At 60.4% G+C, this 21,092-nt stretch carries 21 protein-coding genes; 8 read left to right on the forward strand and 13 right to left on the reverse strand.

The window, feature by feature from the left end; genetic code table 11:
- The first annotated feature begins 4 nt into the window (after positions 1-4).
- Positions 5-979 (forward strand): ABC transporter ATP-binding protein, encoded by a 975-nt coding sequence (locus D8779_RS15850; RefSeq protein WP_136665458.1) that lies wholly within the window; start codon positions 5-7, stop codon positions 977-979.
- Positions 979-1,950: a peptide ABC transporter ATP-binding protein gene (locus D8779_RS15855; RefSeq protein WP_136665459.1), complete on the forward strand. Its 972-nt coding sequence runs from the start codon at positions 979-981 to the stop codon at positions 1,948-1,950. Before D8779_RS15850 ends, D8779_RS15855 begins: the two co-directional genes overlap by 1 nt.
- Positions 1,951-1,968: 18 nt before the next feature.
- On the opposite strand, the gene D8779_RS15860 is transcribed toward D8779_RS15855, so the two are convergent.
- Positions 1,969-2,745 carry a YdcF family protein gene (locus D8779_RS15860; RefSeq protein WP_136665460.1) on the reverse strand — a complete coding sequence of 259 codons (777 nt, stop codon included), beginning with the start codon at positions 2,743-2,745 and terminating at the stop codon, positions 1,969-1,971.
- Positions 2,746-2,771: 26 nt separating this feature from the next.
- Positions 2,772-3,215, reverse strand: coding sequence for a hypothetical protein (locus tag D8779_RS15865; protein WP_136665461.1), 444 nt, complete (start codon positions 3,213-3,215; stop codon positions 2,772-2,774).
- 200 nt (positions 3,216-3,415) lie between these two features.
- On the opposite strand from D8779_RS15865, the gene leuS reads away from it, so the two are divergent.
- The 6 genes from leuS (at position 3,416) to lipA (ending at position 10,596) form a co-directional block, all read left to right on the forward strand.
- Positions 3,416-6,028: a leucine--tRNA ligase gene (gene leuS / locus D8779_RS15870; RefSeq protein ID WP_136665462.1), complete on the forward strand. Its 2,613-nt coding sequence runs from the start codon at positions 3,416-3,418 to the stop codon at positions 6,026-6,028.
- 57 nt (positions 6,029-6,085) lie between these two features.
- The gene (locus tag D8779_RS15875) at positions 6,086-6,697 is read left to right on the forward strand and encodes an LPS-assembly lipoprotein LptE (RefSeq protein ID WP_136665463.1); all 612 of its coding nucleotides are present in this window, start codon (positions 6,086-6,088) and stop codon (positions 6,695-6,697) included.
- 56 nt (positions 6,698-6,753) lie between these two features.
- Positions 6,754-7,785, forward strand: a complete 1,032-nt coding sequence (gene holA, locus D8779_RS15880) for a DNA polymerase III subunit delta (RefSeq protein ID WP_136665464.1) — start codon at positions 6,754-6,756, stop codon at positions 7,783-7,785.
- Positions 7,786-7,868: 83 nt separating this feature from the next.
- Positions 7,869-8,027, forward strand: coding sequence for an alternative ribosome rescue factor ArfA (arfA, locus tag D8779_RS15885; RefSeq protein ID WP_136665465.1), 159 nt, complete (start codon positions 7,869-7,871; stop codon positions 8,025-8,027).
- 72 nt (positions 8,028-8,099) lie between these two features.
- The gene (locus D8779_RS15890) at positions 8,100-9,383 is read left to right on the forward strand and encodes a lytic murein transglycosylase (protein ID WP_136665466.1); all 1,284 of its coding nucleotides are present in this window, start codon (positions 8,100-8,102) and stop codon (positions 9,381-9,383) included.
- Between the two features lie 160 nt (positions 9,384-9,543).
- Positions 9,544-10,596: a lipoyl synthase gene (gene lipA, locus D8779_RS15895; protein WP_136665467.1), complete on the forward strand. Its 1,053-nt coding sequence runs from the start codon at positions 9,544-9,546 to the stop codon at positions 10,594-10,596.
- A 67-nt stretch (positions 10,597-10,663) separates the two neighbouring features.
- On the opposite strand, the gene lipB is transcribed toward lipA, so the two are convergent.
- The 11 genes from lipB to D8779_RS15950 form a co-directional block, all read right to left on the reverse strand.
- The gene (gene lipB, locus D8779_RS15900) at positions 10,664-11,317 is read right to left on the reverse strand and encodes a lipoyl(octanoyl) transferase LipB (RefSeq protein WP_136665468.1); all 654 of its coding nucleotides are present in this window, start codon (positions 11,315-11,317) and stop codon (positions 10,664-10,666) included.
- Positions 11,317-11,592 (reverse strand): DUF493 domain-containing protein, encoded by a 276-nt coding sequence (locus D8779_RS15905; protein WP_136665469.1) that lies wholly within the window; start codon positions 11,590-11,592, stop codon positions 11,317-11,319. The genes lipB and D8779_RS15905 overlap by 1 nt, the downstream gene beginning before the upstream one ends.
- 72 nt (positions 11,593-11,664) lie before the next feature.
- On the reverse strand, positions 11,665-12,840 hold the full coding sequence (locus D8779_RS15910) for a D-alanyl-D-alanine carboxypeptidase family protein (RefSeq protein WP_136665470.1): 1,176 nt from the start codon (positions 12,838-12,840) through the stop codon (positions 11,665-11,667).
- Positions 12,841-12,960: 120 nt separating this feature from the next.
- Entirely contained in the window at positions 12,961-13,965 is a 1,005-nt protein-coding gene (locus tag D8779_RS15915) for a septal ring lytic transglycosylase RlpA family protein (RefSeq protein ID WP_136665471.1), read from the reverse strand.
- Positions 13,965-14,975, reverse strand: a complete 1,011-nt coding sequence (mltB, locus tag D8779_RS15920) for a lytic murein transglycosylase B (protein ID WP_136665606.1) — start codon at positions 14,973-14,975, stop codon at positions 13,965-13,967. Before mltB ends, D8779_RS15915 begins: the two co-directional genes overlap by 1 nt.
- A gap of 17 nt (positions 14,976-14,992) precedes the next feature.
- On the reverse strand, positions 14,993-16,096 hold the full coding sequence (rodA, locus tag D8779_RS15925; protein ID WP_205895834.1) for a rod shape-determining protein RodA: 1,104 nt from the start codon (positions 16,094-16,096) through the stop codon (positions 14,993-14,995).
- A 38-nt stretch (positions 16,097-16,134) separates the two neighbouring features.
- Positions 16,135-18,024: a penicillin-binding protein 2 gene (mrdA, locus tag D8779_RS15930; RefSeq protein WP_136665473.1), complete on the reverse strand. Its 1,890-nt coding sequence runs from the start codon at positions 18,022-18,024 to the stop codon at positions 16,135-16,137.
- Between the two features lie 27 nt (positions 18,025-18,051).
- The gene (gene rlmH, locus D8779_RS15935; RefSeq protein WP_136665474.1) at positions 18,052-18,519 is read right to left on the reverse strand and encodes a 23S rRNA (pseudouridine(1915)-N(3))-methyltransferase RlmH; all 468 of its coding nucleotides are present in this window, start codon (positions 18,517-18,519) and stop codon (positions 18,052-18,054) included.
- Between the two features lie 12 nt (positions 18,520-18,531).
- Complete coding sequence (rsfS, locus tag D8779_RS15940) at positions 18,532-18,903, reverse strand: ribosome silencing factor (RefSeq protein ID WP_136665607.1); 372 nt, start codon at positions 18,901-18,903, stop codon at positions 18,532-18,534.
- Between the two features lie 40 nt (positions 18,904-18,943).
- Entirely contained in the window at positions 18,944-19,603 is a 660-nt protein-coding gene (gene nadD, locus D8779_RS15945; protein WP_136665475.1) for a nicotinate-nucleotide adenylyltransferase, read from the reverse strand.
- A complete protein-coding gene (locus D8779_RS15950; protein WP_136665476.1) occupies positions 19,603-20,868 on the reverse strand; it encodes a glutamate-5-semialdehyde dehydrogenase in 1,266 nt (421 codons plus the stop codon). The genes nadD and D8779_RS15950 overlap by 1 nt, the downstream gene beginning before the upstream one ends.
- Positions 20,869-21,092 lie beyond the last annotated feature (224 nt).

Below are 21,092 nucleotides of genomic sequence, written 5' to 3' on the forward strand. Positions count from 1 at the left end.
CTGCATGAGCCTATTGGATATCAAAAACCTCAGCGTGCGCTTCGGCGACGCCACTGCCGTACCCGTGGTCGACGGCCTCGATTTGCGCATCGAAAAGGGCGAAGTGCTGGCGATTGTCGGCGAGTCCGGTTCTGGCAAGTCGGTGACCATGATGGCGCTGATGGGCCTGATTGATGCCCCCGGCATCGTCACGGCCGACAGCCTGCAATTCGACGGCACCGACATGCTGCGCCTCAAGGGCCGCCAACGTCGGCACATTGTCGGCAAGGACCTGTCGATGATCTTTCAGGACCCGATGACCGCGCTCAACCCCAGTTTTACCGTGGGCTTCCAGATCGAAGAAGTATTGCGCCAGCACCTGGGCCTCAAGGGCCAGGCCGCCCGCGAGCGTGCGCTGCAGCTGCTCGATCGAGTAGAAATCCCCGCCGCCGCCAGCCGACTCAATGCCTATCCGCATCAACTGTCCGGCGGCATGAGCCAACGGGTGGCGATTGCCATGGCGATTGCCGCCGAACCCAAGCTGCTGATCGCCGACGAACCGACCACCGCGCTGGATGTGACCATTCAGGCGCAGATCATGGAGCTGCTGGTGAGCCTGCAGCGCGAACAGAACATGGGCCTGGTACTGATTACCCATGACCTGGCCGTGGTGGCTGAAACGGCGCAGCGGGTTTGCGTGATGTATGCAGGGCAGGCCGTGGAGATTGGTCACGTGCCGCAGCTGTTCAATGCCCCAGCTCACCCCTATACCGAGGCGCTGCTCAAGGCGATTCCCGAACACAGCCAGGGTCAACGCCGATTGACCACCCTGCCCGGCATTGTCCCTGGGCGCTATGACCGCCCGGCAGGCTGCCTGCTATCCCCACGCTGCCCTTACGCCCAGCCCCATTGCAGTGAACAACGGCCAACCCTGGATGCCCATGAGCGCGGCGCAGTACGCTGCTTCTATCCGCTCAATCTGACTGCGGAGGTGGCTTAATGAGCACTGTTCTAACTGCACGCGACCTGACCCGTCACTACGACATCTCCCGCGGTTTGTTCCAACCCAATGCCCAGGTTCAGGCCCTCAATGGCGTCTCCTTCGAGCTGCAGGCGGGCAAGACATTGGCCGTGGTCGGTGAGTCCGGCTGCGGTAAATCCACCCTGGCCCGCGCGCTGACGTTAATCGAGGAGCCCAGCTCCGGCTCGCTGCAGATCGCCGGGCAGGAAGTAACCGGCGCCAACAAGGCCGAGCGCAAACAGCTGCGCCGCGACGTGCAGATGGTCTTCCAGAACCCCTACGCCTCACTCAACCCGCGGCAGAAAATCGGTGACCAGCTGGGCGAACCGCTGCTGATCAATACCGAGCTGTCGCGCACCGAGCGCCGTGAACGTGTACAGGCGATGATGCAACAGGTCGGCCTGCGCCCCGAACACTACCAGCGCTATCCGCATATGTTCTCCGGCGGCCAGCGTCAGCGTATTGCTCTGGCGCGGGCGATGATGTTGCAGCCCAAGGTGCTGGTGGCGGACGAGCCGACCTCGGCGCTGGACGTGTCGATCCAGGCCCAGGTGCTTAACCTGTTTATGGACCTGCAGGAGGAGTTCAACACCGGTTACGTCTTTATCTCGCACAACCTCTCGGTGGTGCGACACGTTGCCGACGATGTGCTGGTGATGTACCTCGGCCGCCCGGTGGAAATGGGCCCCAGCGAGCAGATTTACCAGCGCCCACTGCACCCTTACACCCAGGCACTGCTGTCGGCGACGCCAACTATTCATCCTGATCCGAGCAAACCCAAGATCAAGATCAGTGGCGAGCTACCCAACCCGCTGTCACCGCCCAGCGGTTGCGCGTTCCACCAGCGCTGCCCGCATGCCAGCGAGCGCTGTCAGGTCGAACAACCTGCGTTGCGTCTGCTCGATGCACGACAGGTGGCGTGCCACCATGCGGAGTTGATCAATAGCTAGTGTTAAAAACCGGGGTTGTTACTGCTCAGCGGGGCCCCGGTAGAACAACCGATACGCCAACAAGCCGATGGCCTCGTTAAGCAGCAGACCGTTTTGCCACACCGCCTTGCTTTCCGGTAACCAACCGCCAGCAGGGCGGCCATTAGGCGTACCGAGAAAGCCCATCGGCGCACTGACTACCTGCAACCCGGCCTGCTCGAAACTCCAGCGTGACCTGGGCATATGCCAGGCCTGGGTGACCAACACCACGCGGGTAACCCCCGCCTGCTTCAGCAACTCAGCGCTGTGGGTCGCATTCTCCCACGTGGTGCGGCTCACGCCCTCCTGCCACCGCACCGGCAAGTTGTAATCGCGCGCCAGCACGTCAGCCATCAATGCCGCCTCACTGGGCGGGACACCATAGTGCAACCCGCCACTGGTTAGCAGCGGCAAACCCGAGGCTTTGGCCAGGCGCGCAGCGAAACGCACCCGCTCCAACGCCATCAGGCTGGGTTGATCAGCGCCCCAGCCGGGATCATCCAGCTCACGCCCACCACCCAGCACCACAATCACATCGACCTGTTGATTCAAATCGAGCCACTGCGTTTCTTTTAGCGCCGGCTCAGTTTCCAGTAGCTGCGCCGAATGCTCGACCACCACCGGCAGGCTAAACAGCCACATACCTCCTAACCCAACAACCATGCAGCCTGCCGCCAATCGCGGGAAACGCCGTCGTAGCCACCAGGCGGCCAACAGCAAAAGCAGGAACAAGCCTGGCGGCAGGAAAAACTGTTTAAGAATGTAGCGAAGCGGCATTGGGCACCTCCATGGGTGCGCGCAGCCTATCGGTGATTACTGGCCCGAAACAACTGTGAACCACAGGCCTTACACGCCTGCACACCATTACCCGGCTGCCAACCGGCCAGGGTTCCGCACAGCGCGCAACACAGCTGTAGGCGCCGCTTAAGCAAGGGCTTTATCTTGCCGGGCAGTGCAGCCGTGGCCTTGCGCCCGGTGCGGCCAACCTTGCGTGAACTTGGCAGTTGCTCGATCTGCGCCATTTCCTGAGCCGCCGCGTGCCAGCCGCGCAGCCAGTCCAGGTCCCGATCAAGGTAGGCGCGAATCAGCTCCATTTCTGCCGCCGTCAAGCCGCGCAACTCCAACTCCAGCGGCGGTTGCGTGGACAGCACGCTCAAACTGTCCGCCTCATCCAACGCCATGGCAAGACGCTGCAGCAGCCGTTCATACAGGCCTGCGCCGGGAACGCCACGCCTTAATTCTGCCATCCATCACCTCGCAACGGAGCACGTCGCGTGCTCCATATAATCAGCTTAGCGTTCGCTTTTTCAGCAGCCGGATGCCGCGACAAACGGCGAACCTCGGCTGCAGCCAGTCAAAGCCGGCGCAATCAGGGTTTCCCTGATTAAGCAGGGCTCATGTATGCTACGGCGCTTCCCGCAAGCCCTTATTCCCAGTGCCGGTAGCCATGCAAGAACAGTATTCGCCCCGTGAAATAGAAGCCGCCGCGCAGTCCCATTGGGACGCGCAGAAATCCTTTGTAGTGAGCGAACAGCCGGGCAAGGAGACTTTCTATTGCCTGTCGATGTTCCCTTACCCAAGCGGCAAGCTGCACATGGGCCATGTGCGCAACTACACCATTGGTGACGTGATCACACGCTACCAGCGCATGCAGGGCAAGAACGTGTTGCAGCCCATGGGCTGGGACGCTTTCGGCATGCCGGCGGAAAATGCGGCGATGAAAAACAAGGTCGCACCGGCCAAGTGGACCTACGAGAACATCGCCTACATGAAGACCCAGCTCAAGAGCCTGGGCCTGGCAGTGGATTGGACCCGCGAAGTCACCACCTGCAAACCGGATTACTACCGCTGGGAACAGTGGCTGTTCACCAAACTGTTCGAAAAAGGCGTGATCTACCGCAAAAATGGCTCGGTAAACTGGGACCCAGTGGATCAAACCGTCCTCGCCAACGAGCAGGTCATCGACGGCCGCGGCTGGCGTTCCGGCGCGCTGATCGAGAAGCGCGAAATCCCCATGTACTACTTCAAGATCACCGCCTATGCGGAAGAGCTCTTGAGCAGCTTGGATGAACTGGATGGCTGGCCAGAACAGGTCAAGACCATGCAGCGCAACTGGATCGGCAAGAGTTTCGGCGCCGATGTAGCCTTTGATTACGACCGCGCCAGCGTCGGTATTGACGGCCAGCTGAAGGTCTACACCACCCGTCCCGACACCCTGATGGGCGCGACTTATGTCGCCGTTGCCGCCGAGCACCCGCTGTCGCAGCGCGCTGCCGAAAGCAACCCAGCCATCGCCGCCTTTATCGCCGAATGCAAAGCCGGCTCCGTGGCCGAGGCCGACATGGCCACCATGGAGAAGAAAGGCGTGGCCACCGGCCAGTTCGTTATCCATCCGCTGAGCGGCGACAAGCTGCCGGTGTTCGTCGCCAACTACGTACTGTGGGGCTACGGCGAAGGCGCGGTGATGGCCGTACCTGCACACGATGAACGCGACTTCGAATTCGCCACTAAATACGGCCTACCCATCACTCAGGTCTATGCCGGCGAAGGCAAAGACTACGATGCCCAGCAGTGGCAGGACTGGTACGGCGACAAAGCGGGACTGACAACCGTCAACTCCGGCCAGTACGACAACCTCGACTTCAATGCCGCCTTCGACGCTATCGTCGCTGATCTTGAAGCCAACGCCCACGGCGCGCGCAAGACTCAGTTCCGCCTGCGCGACTGGGGCATCAGCCGCCAGCGTTACTGGGGCTGCCCAATCCCGATCATCCATTGCGACACCTGCGGTGACGTACCGGTACCGGACGATCAACTGCCGGTGGTACTGCCAGAAGACGTGGTGCCAGATGGCGCGGGCAGCCCGCTGGCGCGCATGCCTGAGTTCTACGAATGCAGCTGCCCTAAATGCGGCAGCCCGGCCAAGCGCGAAACCGACACCATGGACACCTTCGTTGAATCGTCCTGGTATTACGCCCGCTACGCTTCGCCGCATTACACCGGCGGTATGGTCGACCCAGCGGCCGCCAACCACTGGCTGCCGGTCGATCAATACATCGGCGGTATCGAACACGCGATTCTGCACCTGCTTTATGCGCGCTTCTTCCACAAGCTGATGCGCGATGAAGGCCTGGTGTCGTCTAACGAGCCATTCAAGAACCTGCTGACCCAGGGCATGGTGGTGGCGGATACCTACTACCGCACCCTGGATAACGGCGGCAAAGACTGGTTCAACCCAGCTGACGTCGAGCTTGAGCGTGACGCTAAAGCCAAGGTCATCAGCGCCAAGCTGAAAGCCGACGGCCTGCCGGTGGAAATCGGTGGCACCGAGAAGATGTCCAAGTCAAAGAACAACGGCGTCGACCCACAGTCGATGATCGACCAGTTCGGCGCCGACACCTGCCGCCTGTTTATGATGTTCGCCTCGCCGCCTGACATGAGCTGCGAATGGTCGGACGCCGGCGTTGAAGGCGCGAATCGCTTCCTGCGCCGCGTCTGGCGCTTGGCGCAAAATCACGTGAATCAGGGCATTGCCGGTGCACTCGACCTCGCCAGCCTGACCGACGAGCAGAAGGCGGTGCGCCGCGCCACTCACTTGGCGATCAAGCAGTCCAGCATCGATATTGGCCAGCACCACAAATTCAACACCGCCATTGCCCAAGTGATGACGCTGATGAACGTGCTGGAAAAAGCCGCGCAAGGCACCAGTCAGGACCGCGCCCTGCTACAGGAAGGCCTAGAGGCGGTAGCCTTACTTCTGGCACCAATCACACCGCACATCAGCCATCAGCTGTGGCAGGAGTTGGGCCACGACGGCGCTATCATCGATGCCCGCTGGCCACAGGTGGACGAATCAGCCCTGGTACAGGACAGCCTGACCCTGGTGATCCAGGTGAACGGCAAGCTGCGCGGGCAAATTGAAGTATCCGCTTCGGCCTCCCGTGAGGAAGTCGAAGCCGCTGCACGCTGCAATGAAAGCGTGTTGCGCTTTACCGAAGGCCTGAGCATTCGCAAGGTCATCGTGGTACCAGGCAAACTGGTCAACATCGTAGCCAACTGATTAAGCTCGGCGCAGCCGCTAAGCGGCGCGCCGCACGATACGCCAAGGGGATAAAAGATGATCAAACGGAATCTGTTGGTAATGGGCCTGGCCACCCTGCTCAGCGCATGTGGCTTCCAGCTGCGCGGCACCGGTGACGTTCAGTTCGCCCTCAAAGAGCTCGACGTCAGCGCGCGCAATGCCTACGGCGAAACCGTGAAGGACGTGCGTGAAGTGCTGGAGACCAACGGCGTACGGGTCTACCCGGGTGCGCCGTATAGCCTGGTTCTGAGCAACGAACAGGAAGACCGTCGCGCGGCCAGCTTCACCAGCTCCGCCCGCACGGCCGAGTACGAACTGAACAAAACCCTCGAGTACGAAATTCGCGGCAGCAAAAACTTGCTGTTGCTCAGCGATAAACTGGAAGCACAGAGCTTCTACGCACAGGACGGCAACAACCTGATCGGCAATGACCAGGAAGCTGAGCAAACTCGCAAGGAAATGAACCGCGAACTGATCCAGCAGCTGGTACTGCGCCTGCAGCAGATCACTCCGCAGCAGCTCGACCAGCTGCAGCAAACTGCAGAAGCCAAGGCGCAGGCCGAAGCCGATGCCCTGGAAGCGGCTCGCCAGCAACAGGCGGCTCAACCGCAACAGTCACCGATTCAGCTGCCAATCCCTGCCCAGTAAGGCTGCCGGGCCGCGCAAGCGGCCCCGCTTCGCACCGCGATGAAACTCAACCAGCCATGAAACTCAACGGGGCACAACTCGGCAAGCACCTGCAGGGCAACCTGAGCCCGGTGTATGTGGTCAGCGGCGATGAACCGCTGCTCTGCCAGGAAGCGGCTGACGCCATCCGTGCCGCCACCCGCCAGCAAGGCTTTAGCGAGCGCCAGGTATTCAACGCCGACAATAACTTCGACTGGGGCAACCTGCTACAAGCCGGCGCCAGCCTGTCGCTGTTTGCCGATAAGCGCTTATTGGAGTTACGCGTGCCCAACGGCAAGCCTAGCGACAAGGGCGCAGCCCTCCTCGAATACCTGGCACGCCCTGCCGAAGACACCGTACTGTTGGTCAGCCTGCCAAAGCTCGATGGCAGCGCACAGAAGAGCAAATGGGGTAAGGCGCTGATCGAAGGCGCACAGACTCAATTCGTGCAGATCTGGCCGGTTGATGCCCACCAGCTACCGCAATGGATTCGCCAGCGCCTGGCGCAGTCCGGCCTTAGCGCCAGCGCCGAAGCGGTAGACATGATTGCCATACGCGTTGAAGGCAACCTGCTCGCCGCCGCCCAGGAAATCGAAAAACTTAAACTGTTGGCCGAAGGCACACAGATCGATGTCGACACCGTGCACGCCTCGGTGGCAGATAGTGCGCGCTTTGATGTGTTCGGCCTAATCGACGCGGCCCTCAATGGTGAAGCCGCGCATGCCTTGCGCATCCTCGAAGGCCTGCGCGGCGAAGGGGTGGAGCCGCCGGTAATCCTTTGGGCGCTGGCGCGGGAAATCCGTCTACTGGCCACCCTCGCCCAGCAACATGCCCAAGGCATGCCGCTGGATAAAGCGTTTAGCTCAGCCCGCCCCCCAGTCTGGGACAAACGCCGCCCTTTGGTCAGCAAAGCCCTGCAACGCCTAACTGCCGCACGCTGGGCTGCTCTCCTGCAAGACGCCCAACAGATTGACGCCCAGATCAAGGGCCAAGCGGCAGGCAACCCATGGAGCGGCCTGAGCTTACTGACCCTGAGCGTCTGCGGCCAACGCCTTGGGCTAAGCCACTAGCGTTCGACCTCTGGACATTCAGCAAGCAGCGGATCATGCTTCAGCCGCCTGCAAAGGTGCAGACCATTTCCTGAGGACACGCCATGGCGAAGAAAGCCAAAAACCGGCCTAACAAGGCCAAATCCCTGATTGCCCAGCCACTGTTTCGCTCACGCCAGGAAACACCCAGCAAAGGCAAAGGCAGCTACCGCCGCGAAGCCTCCCAGCAAAACTGGGAGGCTTCATACTTTCTGGCTGCTTGAAACGCCCGCTGCAGCCCGCATAACGCCTCAATCGTGCTAAGGTTACGGCCTGCAAAATGTGCCGAGACCACCATGCCTTACCTGCTTATTCGGGGCCTGTCCCACAGCGCTACTGCGTGCATCCTACTGCTCTTGACGGCTTGCGCCGACGCACCCGCCCAACCGCTTGCCGCCGCGCCGATCACGGCTACCGCTGCACCCGCGAGCCCAATTGCGAGCGCCGTCCTCAGCCCCACGCCGCTACTCAGCTTTGATGAATGGCGCACGTTGCTACGCAGCGATGCCATCGCCGCCGGGATCGATGCAGACCTGTTCGACCGCACATTTGCCGGTATCACCCTTGACCCGCGGGTTGTCACCTCAGATAGCAGCCAGCCAGAGTTCACGCGTCCGGTATGGGAGTACATCGACGGCGCCGTCTCGGTTTCGCGCATCGCCCAGGGCCGCGTGCTCAAAGCACAGCACCGGCCAACGCTGAAAGCCATTCGCAGCACCTATGCCGTAGACCATGAAGTGCTGATCGCTATCTGGGGCATGGAAAGTAACTACGGCAGCAATATCGGCAGCCACAACGTGATCCGTTCCCTGGCCACCCTGGCCTATGACGGCCGCCGCCAAGTATTCTGGCGCAGCCAGTTGTTGGCCGCACTGCAGATACTGCAAGCCGGTGACGGCCCTGCGCAGGGGCTGATTGGCTCATGGGCGGGCGCCATGGGCCAAACTCAATTTATGCCGACCACCTTCAATCAGCATGCCGTGGATTTTGATGGTGACGGCCGTCGCGACTTATGGAGCTCGCCCCCTGACGCCTTGGCCTCCGCCGCACACTACCTGCAAGCATCCGGCTGGGAAAATGGTCAACCTTGGGGCTTTGAAGTAAACCTGCCCCAGGCTTTCGACTACGCCCTGGCCGACCCGGAAGTGCGCCGCAGCGTGGCGCAATGGCGCACCCTTGGGATCAACCCAGTTAGAGCCGTCGATGCCGATGAGCAAAGCCTGGCCACACTGTTTCTACCTGCCGGCCATCGCGGCCCGGCGTTCCTGCTGCTGAACAACTTCCGCAGCATTCTCAAATACAACAACTCCACTGCCTACGCGTTGGCCATTGGCCTACTCAGCGATGCGCTGGATGGCAATCCGGGCGTACAAGCCGCATGGCCGCGAGGCGACCGTCAACTGGGACGCAGCGAACGCATCGAACTGCAGGAACTGCTCGCCAGCAAAGGCTACGAACCTGGCCCCGCAGACGGCATCATCGGCGCTAATACGCGCAAGGCGGTACGCGCATTCCAGCAGAGCCAAGGGCAACCTGCGGACGGCTACCCCAGCCATGATTTGTTGCTGCAACTCAGATAACTAACTGCGCCGCGTCCAAACCCTGCGCGCCGGCCGCTCCAACCGAGCAGCTGGAACCGCACGGCGCTCAACGGACTGCACAGTCACACCCTGTGATAGACTGCGCGGCGGCCACAAGCCGCCTCGTCCCCCGGAGCCTCTAGCGGAGCCCAGATTGCCGATGTCCGATACCTCCCCGCCTAAAACCGTTGCCAGCGGCGAAAAATTTCGCACCACTCAAGGCATCACCGCAATCAAGGACGGGCAAAAGCGCCGCGCCTCAAGCGAACCTCAGGTCTTCGAGCCCAAGCCAAAATGGCTGCGGGTCAAGGCGCCCGGCGGCAGTCGCTTCGAAGCGGTCAAGCGCAATGTCAGCGAACACCGCCTGAGCACGGTATGCCAGGAATCCCATTGCCCGAATATGGGTGAGTGCTGGTCCAACGGCACCGCCACCATCATGCTGATGGGCTCGGTGTGTACTCGCGCCTGCCGCTTCTGCGCCGTGGATACCGGCAACCCGAATGGCTGGTTGGATCTGGAAGAGCCGCAGAACACCGCCAAGTCGGTGGAGCTCATGGCGCTGCGCTATATCGTGCTGACCTCGGTGGATCGCGACGACCTGGACGACGGCGGTGCTGCGCACTACGCCGCCAGCGTTCGGGCCATAAAAGAACGCACCCCGCATGTCGTGGTAGAAGCCCTGACCCCGGACTTCGACGGCGACCTGCAGGCCATCGAGCGCGTAGTCGATTCGGGTCTTGAAGTGTTCGCGCAAAACGTTGAGACGGTTAAGCGCCTGACTCATGCCGTGCGCGACCCGCGCGCCGGCTACGAGAAGACCCTGCGCGTACTGGAGCATGCCAAACGCCATCGCCCGGACGTGCTGACCAAGACCAGCCTGATGCTCGGTCTCGGTGAGACCGACGAAGAAATCCTGGAAACCATGGATGACCTGCGGGCCATCGGCGTGGACATCCTCACCCTTGGTCAATACCTACAACCCACGCGCAACCACTTGAAGGTCCAGCGCTGGGTCAGCCCGGAAGCGTTCAATCATTTCCGCGAGCTCGGCCTGCAAAAAGGCTTTATGGAAGTGGCCGCCGGTCCGCTGGTACGCTCCAGCTACCGCGCCGACAAGGTGTTTGAGAAGAACAACCTGGGCCTGGCTGCGCCGGTACCCGTGCCAGGCCAGCCGCTCGACAACAGCCTGATTCCGACCCTGAATCTGAATTAATCGGACCATAAAAAAACGCCTGACCCTGGATTTACCTAGGGTCAGGCGTTTTTTATTCTGCCGCTATCTAACAGTCCATTACGCCGGCCAGGGTCTGCTGTTGCGGGTAGTCCAGGTGTTTGCCCAGCTGTTCGCGCAGCCGCGCACTGACGTCGGAAATGTCTATCGACCCCTCGACCTGATCGGCCAGCTGCGTCATGGCCATGCCGGCATAGCCACAGGGGTTGATGCGCTGGAACGGTTGCAGGTCCATGTCCACATTTAGCGCCAGGCCGTGGAAAGAACGACCATTACGGATACGCAGCCCCAGCGAGGCGATCTTCGCCCCATCCACATACACCCCGGGTGCATCGGGCTTAGCAGTGGCGTTGACGCCATAGCTGGCCAGCAGATCAATCAGGCTGCGCTCGATCCGGCTGACCAGCTCACGCACGCCAATGCCACTGCGGCGCACGTCCAGCAGCAGGTAAGCCACCAACTGGCCGGGGCCGTGGTAAGTCACCTGACCGCCGCGATCAACCTGCACCACCGGAATGTCACCCGCAAACAACACATGCTCGGCTTTGCCGGCCTGCCCCTGGGTAAAGACGGGGGAGTGTTCAAGCAGCCAGACCTCGTCTGGTGTATCCGCGCCACGCGTGTCAGTAAAGCGCTGCATCGCATGCCAGGTAGGCTCGTACTCAACCCGACCCAACTGACGAAAGCCGAGCGGCAGGCTCATCAGAGCACCATATGGACGATACCGGTCGCACGCAGCGCACTGTTGATATCGCGCAACTGGTCTTCACCCGTGGCGATGATATGCAATTGCACCGTGGTGTATTTGCCGTTGCTGCTTTGGCGCTCGGCCAGGGTAGTGAGATCGACCTTGGCATATTTGCTGAGGACTTCGATCACCGTGTCCTTGTAGGTTTCTCCGCTGTCGCCAACCACCTTGATCGGGTAATCGGCGCAGGGAAATTCGATCTTGTGCGTTTTAACGTCAGGTTGACTCATGGTGGTAACGGCCTCGTAAGCCGTGGCAACAACAGCGCTCCCGCGGCCTGCAGGAGCGTGTCGGTCACGATATCAGTTGAAGAGTCCAAAGAAGAACAGGCTGATGCTATCCCACAGGCGGCGGAAGAAACTACCTTCCTCGATGGCTTCCAGGGCAATCAAGTCGGCGCTGTGCACCACTTCCTCGCCCAGTTTCACCTCAACTTTACCAATCACATCACCCTGGGCAATTGGCGCAGTGAGCTGCGGGTTGAGGATCATGCCGGCTTGCAGCTTTTCCAGCTGACCTTTGGGCAGGGTCAGGCTCAAATCAGACGCCAAACCTGCTTTAACCTGACGCACAGTGCCTTTCCAAACCTGAGCCTGAGCCAGTTCCTGGCCTTGCTTGTAGAAGGTGCGGGTTTCGAAGAAGCGGAAACCATAGGTCAGCAGCTTCTGGGTTTCAGCCGCGCGGGCCGACTCACTGACGGTGCCGAACACCGAGGTAATCATTCGCGCGCCATCACGCACAGCGGAGGCGACCAGGCAGTAACCCGCTTCCTCGGTGTGGCCGGTTTTCAGGCCATCAACAGTCTTGTCGCGCCACAACAGCAGGTTACGGTTACCCTGCTTGATGTTGTTCCAGAGGAACTCTTTCTGCGCATAGATGGCGTAGTGTTCCTGATCTTCATTGATGATGGCGCGAGCGAGAATGGCCATGTCGTGAGCGCTGGAGTAATGCTCGGCGTGCGGCAAACCCGTGGCATTCATAAAGTGGCTGTTGCTCATGCCCAGGCGTGCAGCCGTTTCGTTCATCATGTCAGCGAATGCGTCTTCACTGCCGGCGATGTACTCAGCCAGTGCGATACTCGCGTCGTTACCCGACTGGATAATCACACCGTGCAGCAGGTCATCCACAGAAGCTTGGCTGTTGAGCGGCAGGAACATGGTCGAACCACCGGACGAAGCACCACCGGTGCGCCACGCATGCTCACTGATCGGCACCAGGTCTTGTACGCCGATCTTACCTTTGCGAATTTCCAGGGTGGCGATGTAAGCGGTCATCAGTTTGGTCAGGCTGGCCGGCGGTAGACGCTGGTCGCCGTTGTTTTCCACCAGCACCTTGCCACTGGCGGCATCCAGCAGCACATAGGATTTGGCCGCCAACTGCGGTGCAGAAGGGATCACTTGCTGATTGGCCCAGACAGCCGGTGCGCTGAGCAGAAAAAGTGACAAGAACACGCGTTGCGCAAAGCTGGTGATATTCATCCGTCTCTCTAAGTTGCTGATGGTGGAACAGCCCCTAAGGGCATAGTCAGTGCGACTCCTGGCCAATCGTAAACGGACAGGGGTGCTGTTTAGTCCCGCAGAAAAGCCATAAGTGCCACGTCAGTCTGCCTTGACCAGGGTTGGCTCGCCGAGGTTAGCCAAGCGCACGCTGCTCTGCAGCTGCTCAGCCTCGCTTTGGCTGCTCACCGGCCCCAGACGCACGCGGTGCAAGATCTGCTGGTTGCGCACCACTGAGCTGACGAACACTGGCGCAGCCACTGTCTCGCTCAGCTTGGCCTTGAGTAGCTCCGCAGCGTCCGGATTGGCGAAGGCGGCCACTTGGAGATACAGGCCAGAGGCTCCGACTGAAACGTTTTTTTTTGCGTCAATCTGCACGGGGAGCACCGCGGAGGCATGCTGCTGCGGTGGCGGTGAGTACTGTTCAAACGGCTGAGCAACGGGCTGCGGTGTGGTCTGGACCTGAGCCGTCTGTTGTGGCGCTGCCAGCACCATAGGCACCGGCCGGCCCTGTTGAGCCCACCACTCGTGCGGATCAATACCTTCAACTTTAACCCGTGCGGTGCCGCTTTCGGCGTAACCCAACTTCTTGGCTGCAGCGAAGGACAGGTCGATGATTCGGTCGGAATAGAACGGCCCACGGTCATTAACCCGCAAAATGGCGGTTTTGCCGTTATCCAGGTTGGTCACTCGTACGTAGCTGGGCAGTGGCAAGGTCTTGTGCGCGGCGGTCATGCCGTACAGGTCGTACGTCTCACCGTTAGCGGTGGCCTGACCGTGGAACTTGGTGCCATACCAAGACGCGGGGCCAACCGCCTGATAACGACGGGCATCGGGGATGGGATAGTACTGCTTGCCGAATACGGTGTAAGGGCTGGCCTTGACCGCGCCGTAGTGAGGCATCGGCACGGCATCGGGAATCCGCGAGACGTCAACATCCCACCAGGGTGCACCATCCTTGTGTGGACGATTGAAGTCTCCCGGCCCAGAAATCGCCCCGCCCTGCTTTACCGGTGCAACCGGTTGCGGCGCACGGGTGGACGAGCAGCTGGCCAGCAGCAGCGCCAAGCTGCCATAAGCAGCCAATTTGAATGGTAAACGCGACATCAATTCTTACCCCGTGCATCAACCAGCAACTCGGCCAGCTGATTGACCGCCATGGCATACATCACACTGCGATTGTAGCGGGTGATCACAAAGAAGTTGGGTTGGCCCATCCAGTACTCGGCGCCCTCGGCACCCTCCAGGCGGAAGGCCGTCACCGGTAAGTCGTCCGCCAGCGGGTCGGCACTGGTCCAGCCTAGCGCCCGCAACTCAGCCACATTTTTCACCGGATCCAGCCCTACAGTCAGGCCTTGCTCGGCCTGCGTACCCGTGACAGTAGCGGCGCTGACCACGGGCTGCCCTGGCTGCCAGTGGTGACGCTTGAAGTAGCTGGCGACGCTGCCGATGGCATCCGCCGGATTAGTCCAAATATTGATATGGCCATCGCCGTCAAAATCTACGGCGTAAGCGCGGAAACTGCTCGGCATAAATTGCGGCAAGCCCATGGCCCCGGCGTAGGAGCCCGTCATGCTCAATGGCTCGACCTGCTCTTCGCGGGTCAGCAGCAGAAACTCGCGCAGCTCCTTACGAAAGAATGGCGCGCGTGGCGGGTAGTCGAAGGCTAGCGTCGACAGTGCATCCATCACTCGATAGCTGCCAGTGTTACCACCGTAAAAGGTTTCCACCCCGATGATGGCCACAATCACCTGGGCTGGCACACCGTATTCGGCTTCGGCACGGGCCAGGGTCGCCTCGTGTTGCGCCCAGAACTCCACGCCCTTACTGATGCGTTTGTCCGTAATAAAGATCGGCCGGTAGTCTTTCCACGGCTTGGCCTTCTCCGCTGGCCGCGAAATGGCATCAAGAATCGCTTGTTTACGCTCGACTTCAGCAAACATGCTGGTTAGCTGCTCGCTGGCAAAACCATAATCGCGGGTCATTTCGGTGACGAACTCAGCCACCTGCGGTGACTGCTGGTAGTCCCCGGCAGCGGCCGGCTGAACTATCCCACACACCCCGGCGATCGCCAGCCAAGGTGCAGTACGTACCATCCAACCACGCGTGCTTTGCATTAAATTCATAACCCCAATCAAGCTTGCGTCATCCACTTACGATGAGTGTGGATCGACATCAAAATCCCAAATCCTGCCAGTAGCGTAATCAGTGACGTGCCGCCGTAGCTGATAAATGGCAATGGCACACCCACCACGGGCAACAGGCCGCTGACCATACCGATATTGACGAATACATAAACAAAGAACGTCATCGTCAGCGCGCCGGCGAGAAGCTTACCGAACAGCGTCTGCGCTTGCACGGTAATCACCAGGCCGCGTGCGATCAACAGCATGTACACCAGCAGTAACAAACACACCCCCACCAGGCCAAATTCCTCGGCCAAAACGGCGATGATGAAGTCGGTGTGACTCTCTGGGAGAAAATCTAAGTGCGATTGGGTGCCCTGTAACCAGCCCTTGCCCAGCACCCCGCCCGAACCGATGGCCGCCTTGGACTGGATGATGTTCCAGCCACTGCCCAACGGATCACTTTCCGGGTTGAGGAAGGTCAGCACACGCTGCTTCTGATAGTCGCGCAGCACGAATAGCCACATGCCGATGGCAATCGGCACCACAGCGGCCACAGCACTGAGAATCCAGCGCCATTGCAGGCCGGCGATAAATAACACGAAGCCGCCAGAGGCAATGATCAACAACGAGGTGCCCAGATCAGGCTGCAGCAGAATCAGCACAAAGGGCACGATGATCATCGCCAGGCTGATACAGATGTGCTTCAGGCGAGGCGGCAAACTGCGGCTGGATAGGTACCAGGCGATGGTCGCCGGCATGATGATCTTCATAAACTCCGAAGGCTGAAAGCGAATCACCCCTGGGATATTGATCCAGCGCGTCGCCCCCATGGCGTTGTGACCCATCACATCCACGGCCACCAGCAAAGCCACACCACCGATATACGCCAGCGGCACCCAACGCGCCATAAAGCGCGGCTCGAGCTGGGCAATGATAAACATGCCGACCAAGCCGATACCGAACGAGGTCGCCTGCTTGGTCAGCAAATCGATGTTCTTGCCGCTGGCGGAATACAGAATAAACAAGCTGCCGGTCGCCAGAATCAGCAACAGCAACAGCAAAATACCGTCGATATGCAGGCGTTGCAGCACGCTCGCGCGTCGGCGCAGCAGGTCATCGGTGGAAAGGTTACGGTCGAAATTATTGCTCATGGCTTAACGACCTCAGCCGCCACAGGCGGAGCATATTCGGCTTTCAACTGACCCTTTTCATCGAGCAGCCAGGCATCGATAACTTGTTTAACCACCGGCGCGGCAACCCCGGAACCGGACTCACCGTTTTCCACCATCACCGACACGGCAATCTGCGGGTTGTCCGCTGGGGCAAACGCGACGAACAGCGCATGGTCACGATGGCGCTCGGCCACCTTGCTGCGGTCATATTTTTCGCCTTGCTTGATCGCCACCACCTGCGCGGTGCCGCTCTTGCCGGCAATCCGATAAAGCGCAGCGTCGCCGACCTTGCGCGCGGTGCCGCGAGGGCCGTGCATCACCTGCTCCATGCCATGCCGCCCGTTATCCCAAAACTTCGGGTCACGCAGCACGAGATCCGGCAGTGGGTTCGGGTCCTGGGGAATTCGCCCCTGGATGGTTCTAGCCAAATGCGGACGAATCCACTTGCCGCGCGTAGCCATCAGCACGGTGGCCTGGGCCAGCTGCAGCGGCGTGGTTTGCATATAACCCTGGCCGATACCGAGGATCAGGGTTTCCCCCGGATACCAGGCCTGACGGTAACGCGCACGCTTCCATTCGCGCGACGGCATCAAACCAGAGGTTTCTTCGAACATGTCCAATGACACGCGCTGACCCAAGCCAAAGCGGCTCATGTAGTCATGCATGCGGTCGATGCCCATTTTGTGCGCCAGCGAGTAGAAGTAGGTGTCGTTGGAGCGCGAGATGGCCAAGTCCATATCCACCCAGCCGTCGCCTGTACGGTTCCAGTTGCGGTATTTATGACTGTGATTGGGCAGCTGATAGAAGCCAGGATCGAACACCCGGGTTTGCGGGGTAACGACCCCAGCATCCAGCCCAGCCACGGCCATCATCGGTTTGATGGTTGAGCCCGGTGGGTAGAGCCCGCGCAGTACTCGGTTGTACAGCGGCCGATCAATCGAATCACGCAGATCGGCATAGGCTTTAAAACCGATACCGGTCACGAAAGGGTTGGGATCAAAACTGGGCTGACTGACCATCGCCAACACCTCGCCGGTTTGCGGCTGAATCGCCACAATCGCCCCACGCCGCCCCGCCAGGGCGATTTCAGCGGCTCTCTGCAGATTCACATCGAGACTCAGGACAATATCCTTGCCAGGCGTCGGGTCGGTGCGTTTGAGCACGCGCAGCACGCGGCCCCGGGCGTTGGTTTCGACCTCTTCGTAGCCCACCTCGCCGTGCAGGTCATCCTCATAGAAACGCTCGATACCGGTCTTGCCGATATGGTGCGTGCCGCTGTAGGACACCGGATCAAGGGTCTTCAACTCTTTCTCGTTGATGCGCCCGACATAACCCACCGAGTGGGCAAAGTGCTCACCCAACGGGTAATGCCGCACCAGCTGCGCGGAGACTTCCACCCCGGGCAAACGGAACTGGTTAATCGCCACGCGGGCGATTTGCTCCTCAGACAGCTCGAACAGCACCGGCACCGGCTCGAACGGCCGACGCCCCTGACGCACGCGCCGCTCGAACAAGGCGCGTTCATCCGGGCCCAGCTCCAGCACTTCGACGATCACGTCGAGCACCTGCGGCCAGTCGCCGGCACGCTCACGGGTCAGGGTCAGGCTAAAACTGGGGCGGTTGTCGGCAATGATCACGCCATTGCGGTCATAGATCAGCCCGCGGTTTGGCGGAATCGGCTGTACATGGATGCGGTTATTTTCCGCCAGCGTGGTGTGGTGCTCGAACTGCACCACCTGCAAGTAATACAGACGCGCAACCAGCACCGAGGTCAACAGCAACACCAGCACAGCACCCACCAACGCCCGCTTGCGGATCAGGCGGCCGTCTTTCTCGTGGTCTTTAAGGCGGATAGGTTGCGGCATCGGTGGCTGCTGGTTACTTATGAAAAATCATTTGTGGTAAGGATGGCCGGACAACACGGTCCAGGCACGGTACATCTGCTCGCCAATCAGAATACGCACCAAGGGGTGCGGCAGCGTCAACGGCGACAACGACCAGCGCTGTTCACTGCGCGCCTGCACCTCAGGCGCCAGCCCTTCCGGGCCACCCACCATAAGGTTGACGGTGCGCGCATCCAAACGCCATTTATCCAACTCAACCGCCAATTGCTCGGTGCTCCAAGGCCGCCCTTCGACTTCCAGGGTGACAATGCGTTCCCCCGGCGCGACTTTGGCCAGCATGGCCTCGCCTTCCTGGCGAATCATCCGCGTTACGTCGGCATTCTTGCCGCGGGTGGTCAGTGGGATTTCCACCAGTTCCAGGGACAGCTCACTGGGCATGCGCTTGGCATATTCCTGCCAACCATCCTCCACCCAGCGCGGCATCCGCGAACCCACGGCGATCAGCTTGATACGCACAGAAGCGCGCCCTTACTGCTGATCAGCGTCAGGCTCAGCACTGAACTGTGCACGGCTCTGCTCAGCGCCCTGCCAAAGACGCTCAAGGTCATAGAACTGGCGAGCGGTCGGCAGCATCACGTGAACCACGATGTCACCAAGGTCGAGCAATGCCCACTCGCCGGTGTCCATGCCTTCAGTACCGATAGGGCGCACGCCCTGCTCCTTGACCTTCTCCAATACGTTGTCGACCAGCGACTTAACGTGACGACTGGAGGTGCCACTGGCGATCAGCATGAAGTCAGTGATGCTGGTCTTGCCGCGCACATCGATGGTGGTGATGTCCTGCGCCTTGATTTCTTCCAGAGCGGTGATGGCCAGCTTGACCAGGTCTTCGCTCTGCATTTTTTTTGCGTTTGTCATAAGTAACTCGTTTGCCTCGTGTTCAATTCGCGCCACGGTACAGTCCGTGTGCATGGATATAGGCCAGTACCGCGTCAGGCACTAGAAAACGTGCCGACTTTCCGCGCGCCAGTAACGAGCGGATCTGGGTGGCAGACACCGCCAGGGGGGTCTGCCAGATAAAAGCAATTTGACCATTAGGCCCGTTGAAGGCCGAAGGGTCGTTCACACTGCGAGCTGCGAGCAGGTTACGCAGCGCCTCCGGCGCCTCACTGTCAGCATCCGGACGCTGCAACACCAGAATATGGCAATGCAGTAATAACTCTTCCCAACGCTGCCAGCTTGGCAGGCCGCAAAACGCGTCCCAGCCGAGCAGCAGCACCAACTGATCATCAGCGGCCAACTCAGCGCGCAGCGACTCCAGGGTGTCGATGCTGTAGGACGGTTTATCGCGCAGCAACTCGCGATCATCCACCTGCAAAACATCCGCACCTGCCACCGCCAGCCGAACCATCGCCAGACGGTCCACAGCACTGGTTTGCGGCGCAGTGCGGTGCGGCGGCCGCGCGCTGGGAATCAGCCGTAACTCGTCCAAACGCAGCGACTCCGCCACTTCCACGGCGCTGCGCAAATGACCAATGTGCACCGGGTCAAAGGTGCCTCCGAGCAGGCCAATGCGTCGGGCGCCGCTGCGCTTGGCCATCAGGTGCGGATATGCCCGTCGCCGAACACCACATACTTTTCACTGGTCAAGCCATCCAGACCGACCGGACCACGGGCGTGCAGCTTATCCGTGGAAATACCGATCTCCGCACCCAAGCCATATTCAAAACCATCGGCAAAGCGGGTCGATGCATTGACCATCACCGAGGCAGAGTCCACTTCGGTAAGGAAACGCCGCGCATCACTGAAGTTCTCGGTAATGATCGAATCGGTGTGCTGCGAACCGTAATGGTTGATGTGCTCAATGGCCACGTCCAACGATTCGACGATGCGAATTGCCAGAATCGGTGCATTGTATTCGGCGAACCAATCGTCCTCGCTTGCCTCCAGCACATCACCACCAAGCAGTGCCCGAGTTGCCGCGTCACCGCGCAGCTCAACGCCTTTGTCGCGGTAGATCGCAGCCAACGGCGGCAACACCTTGGCCGCCACAGCGGCGTGCACCAGCAAGGTTTCCATGGCATTGCACGGCGAATAACGATGCGTCTTGGAGTTATCCGCGACACGAATAGCCTTATCGAGGTCGGCGGCGCTGTCGATGTAGACATGGCACACGCCATCCAGGTGCTTGATCACCGGCACCTTGGCATCGCGACTGATGCGCTCGATCAAGCCCTTGCCGCCACGCGGCACAATCACGTCAACAAATTCTGGCATGGTGATCAGCGCGCCCACCGCCGCGCGATCCGTGGTTTCCACCACTTGCACGGCGCTGGCAGGCAAACCGGCTTCGGCCAAGCCGAGCTGAATGCAGCGCGCAATCGCCTGATTGGAATGAATCGCCTCGGAGCCGCCGCGCAAAATGGTGGCGTTACCGGACTTCAGGCACAGGCTCGCGGCGTCGATGGTCACGTTCGGCCGCGACTCATAGATGATGCCAATCACGCCCAGCGGCACGCGCATCTTGCCGACCTGAATCCCGGACGGCAGAAAGCGCATATCGCGGATCTCGCCAATCGGGTCCGGCAGGGTCGCGACCTGACGCAGGCCCTCGATCATCGAATCAATCACCGCCGGGGTCAGCGCCAGACGATCAACCATCGCCGGCTCTAGACCATTGGCGCGCGCGGCAGCCAGGTCCAGCTCATTGGCAGCGGTCAAATCGCTGCGGGCCGCATCCAGCGCGGCGGCGGCGGCCTGCAACGCGCTGTTCTTCTGCCCTGTACTGGCGCGCGCGAGCACACGCGAAGCGCTACGGGCGGCCTGTCCCAGGCGGGTCATATAGTCGAGCACGGACTCAGTCATGGTCTTGGTGGGTCTGGCGGTTGAAAAAAGTCGCTGAGTATAACGGCCGCGCTGCTTCACGCCCAGCACTGCGCGGCGGACGGTAGCCAACGCACGCACTAGCACCGACGGTAACGTCCTCATGCAATGCCCCGCCAGACACAGCTACACGGGGTGACACCCACAACACGATGCCGGCCGAAGGTTAGGTAAACAAACCTTTAACGAGTGTTTACCTTGCCCAT

The sequence above is a fragment of the Pseudomonas leptonychotis genome (genome assembly GCF_004920405.1).
In the GTDB taxonomy this organism is placed as follows: domain Bacteria; phylum Pseudomonadota; class Gammaproteobacteria; order Pseudomonadales; family Pseudomonadaceae; genus Aquipseudomonas; species Aquipseudomonas leptonychotis.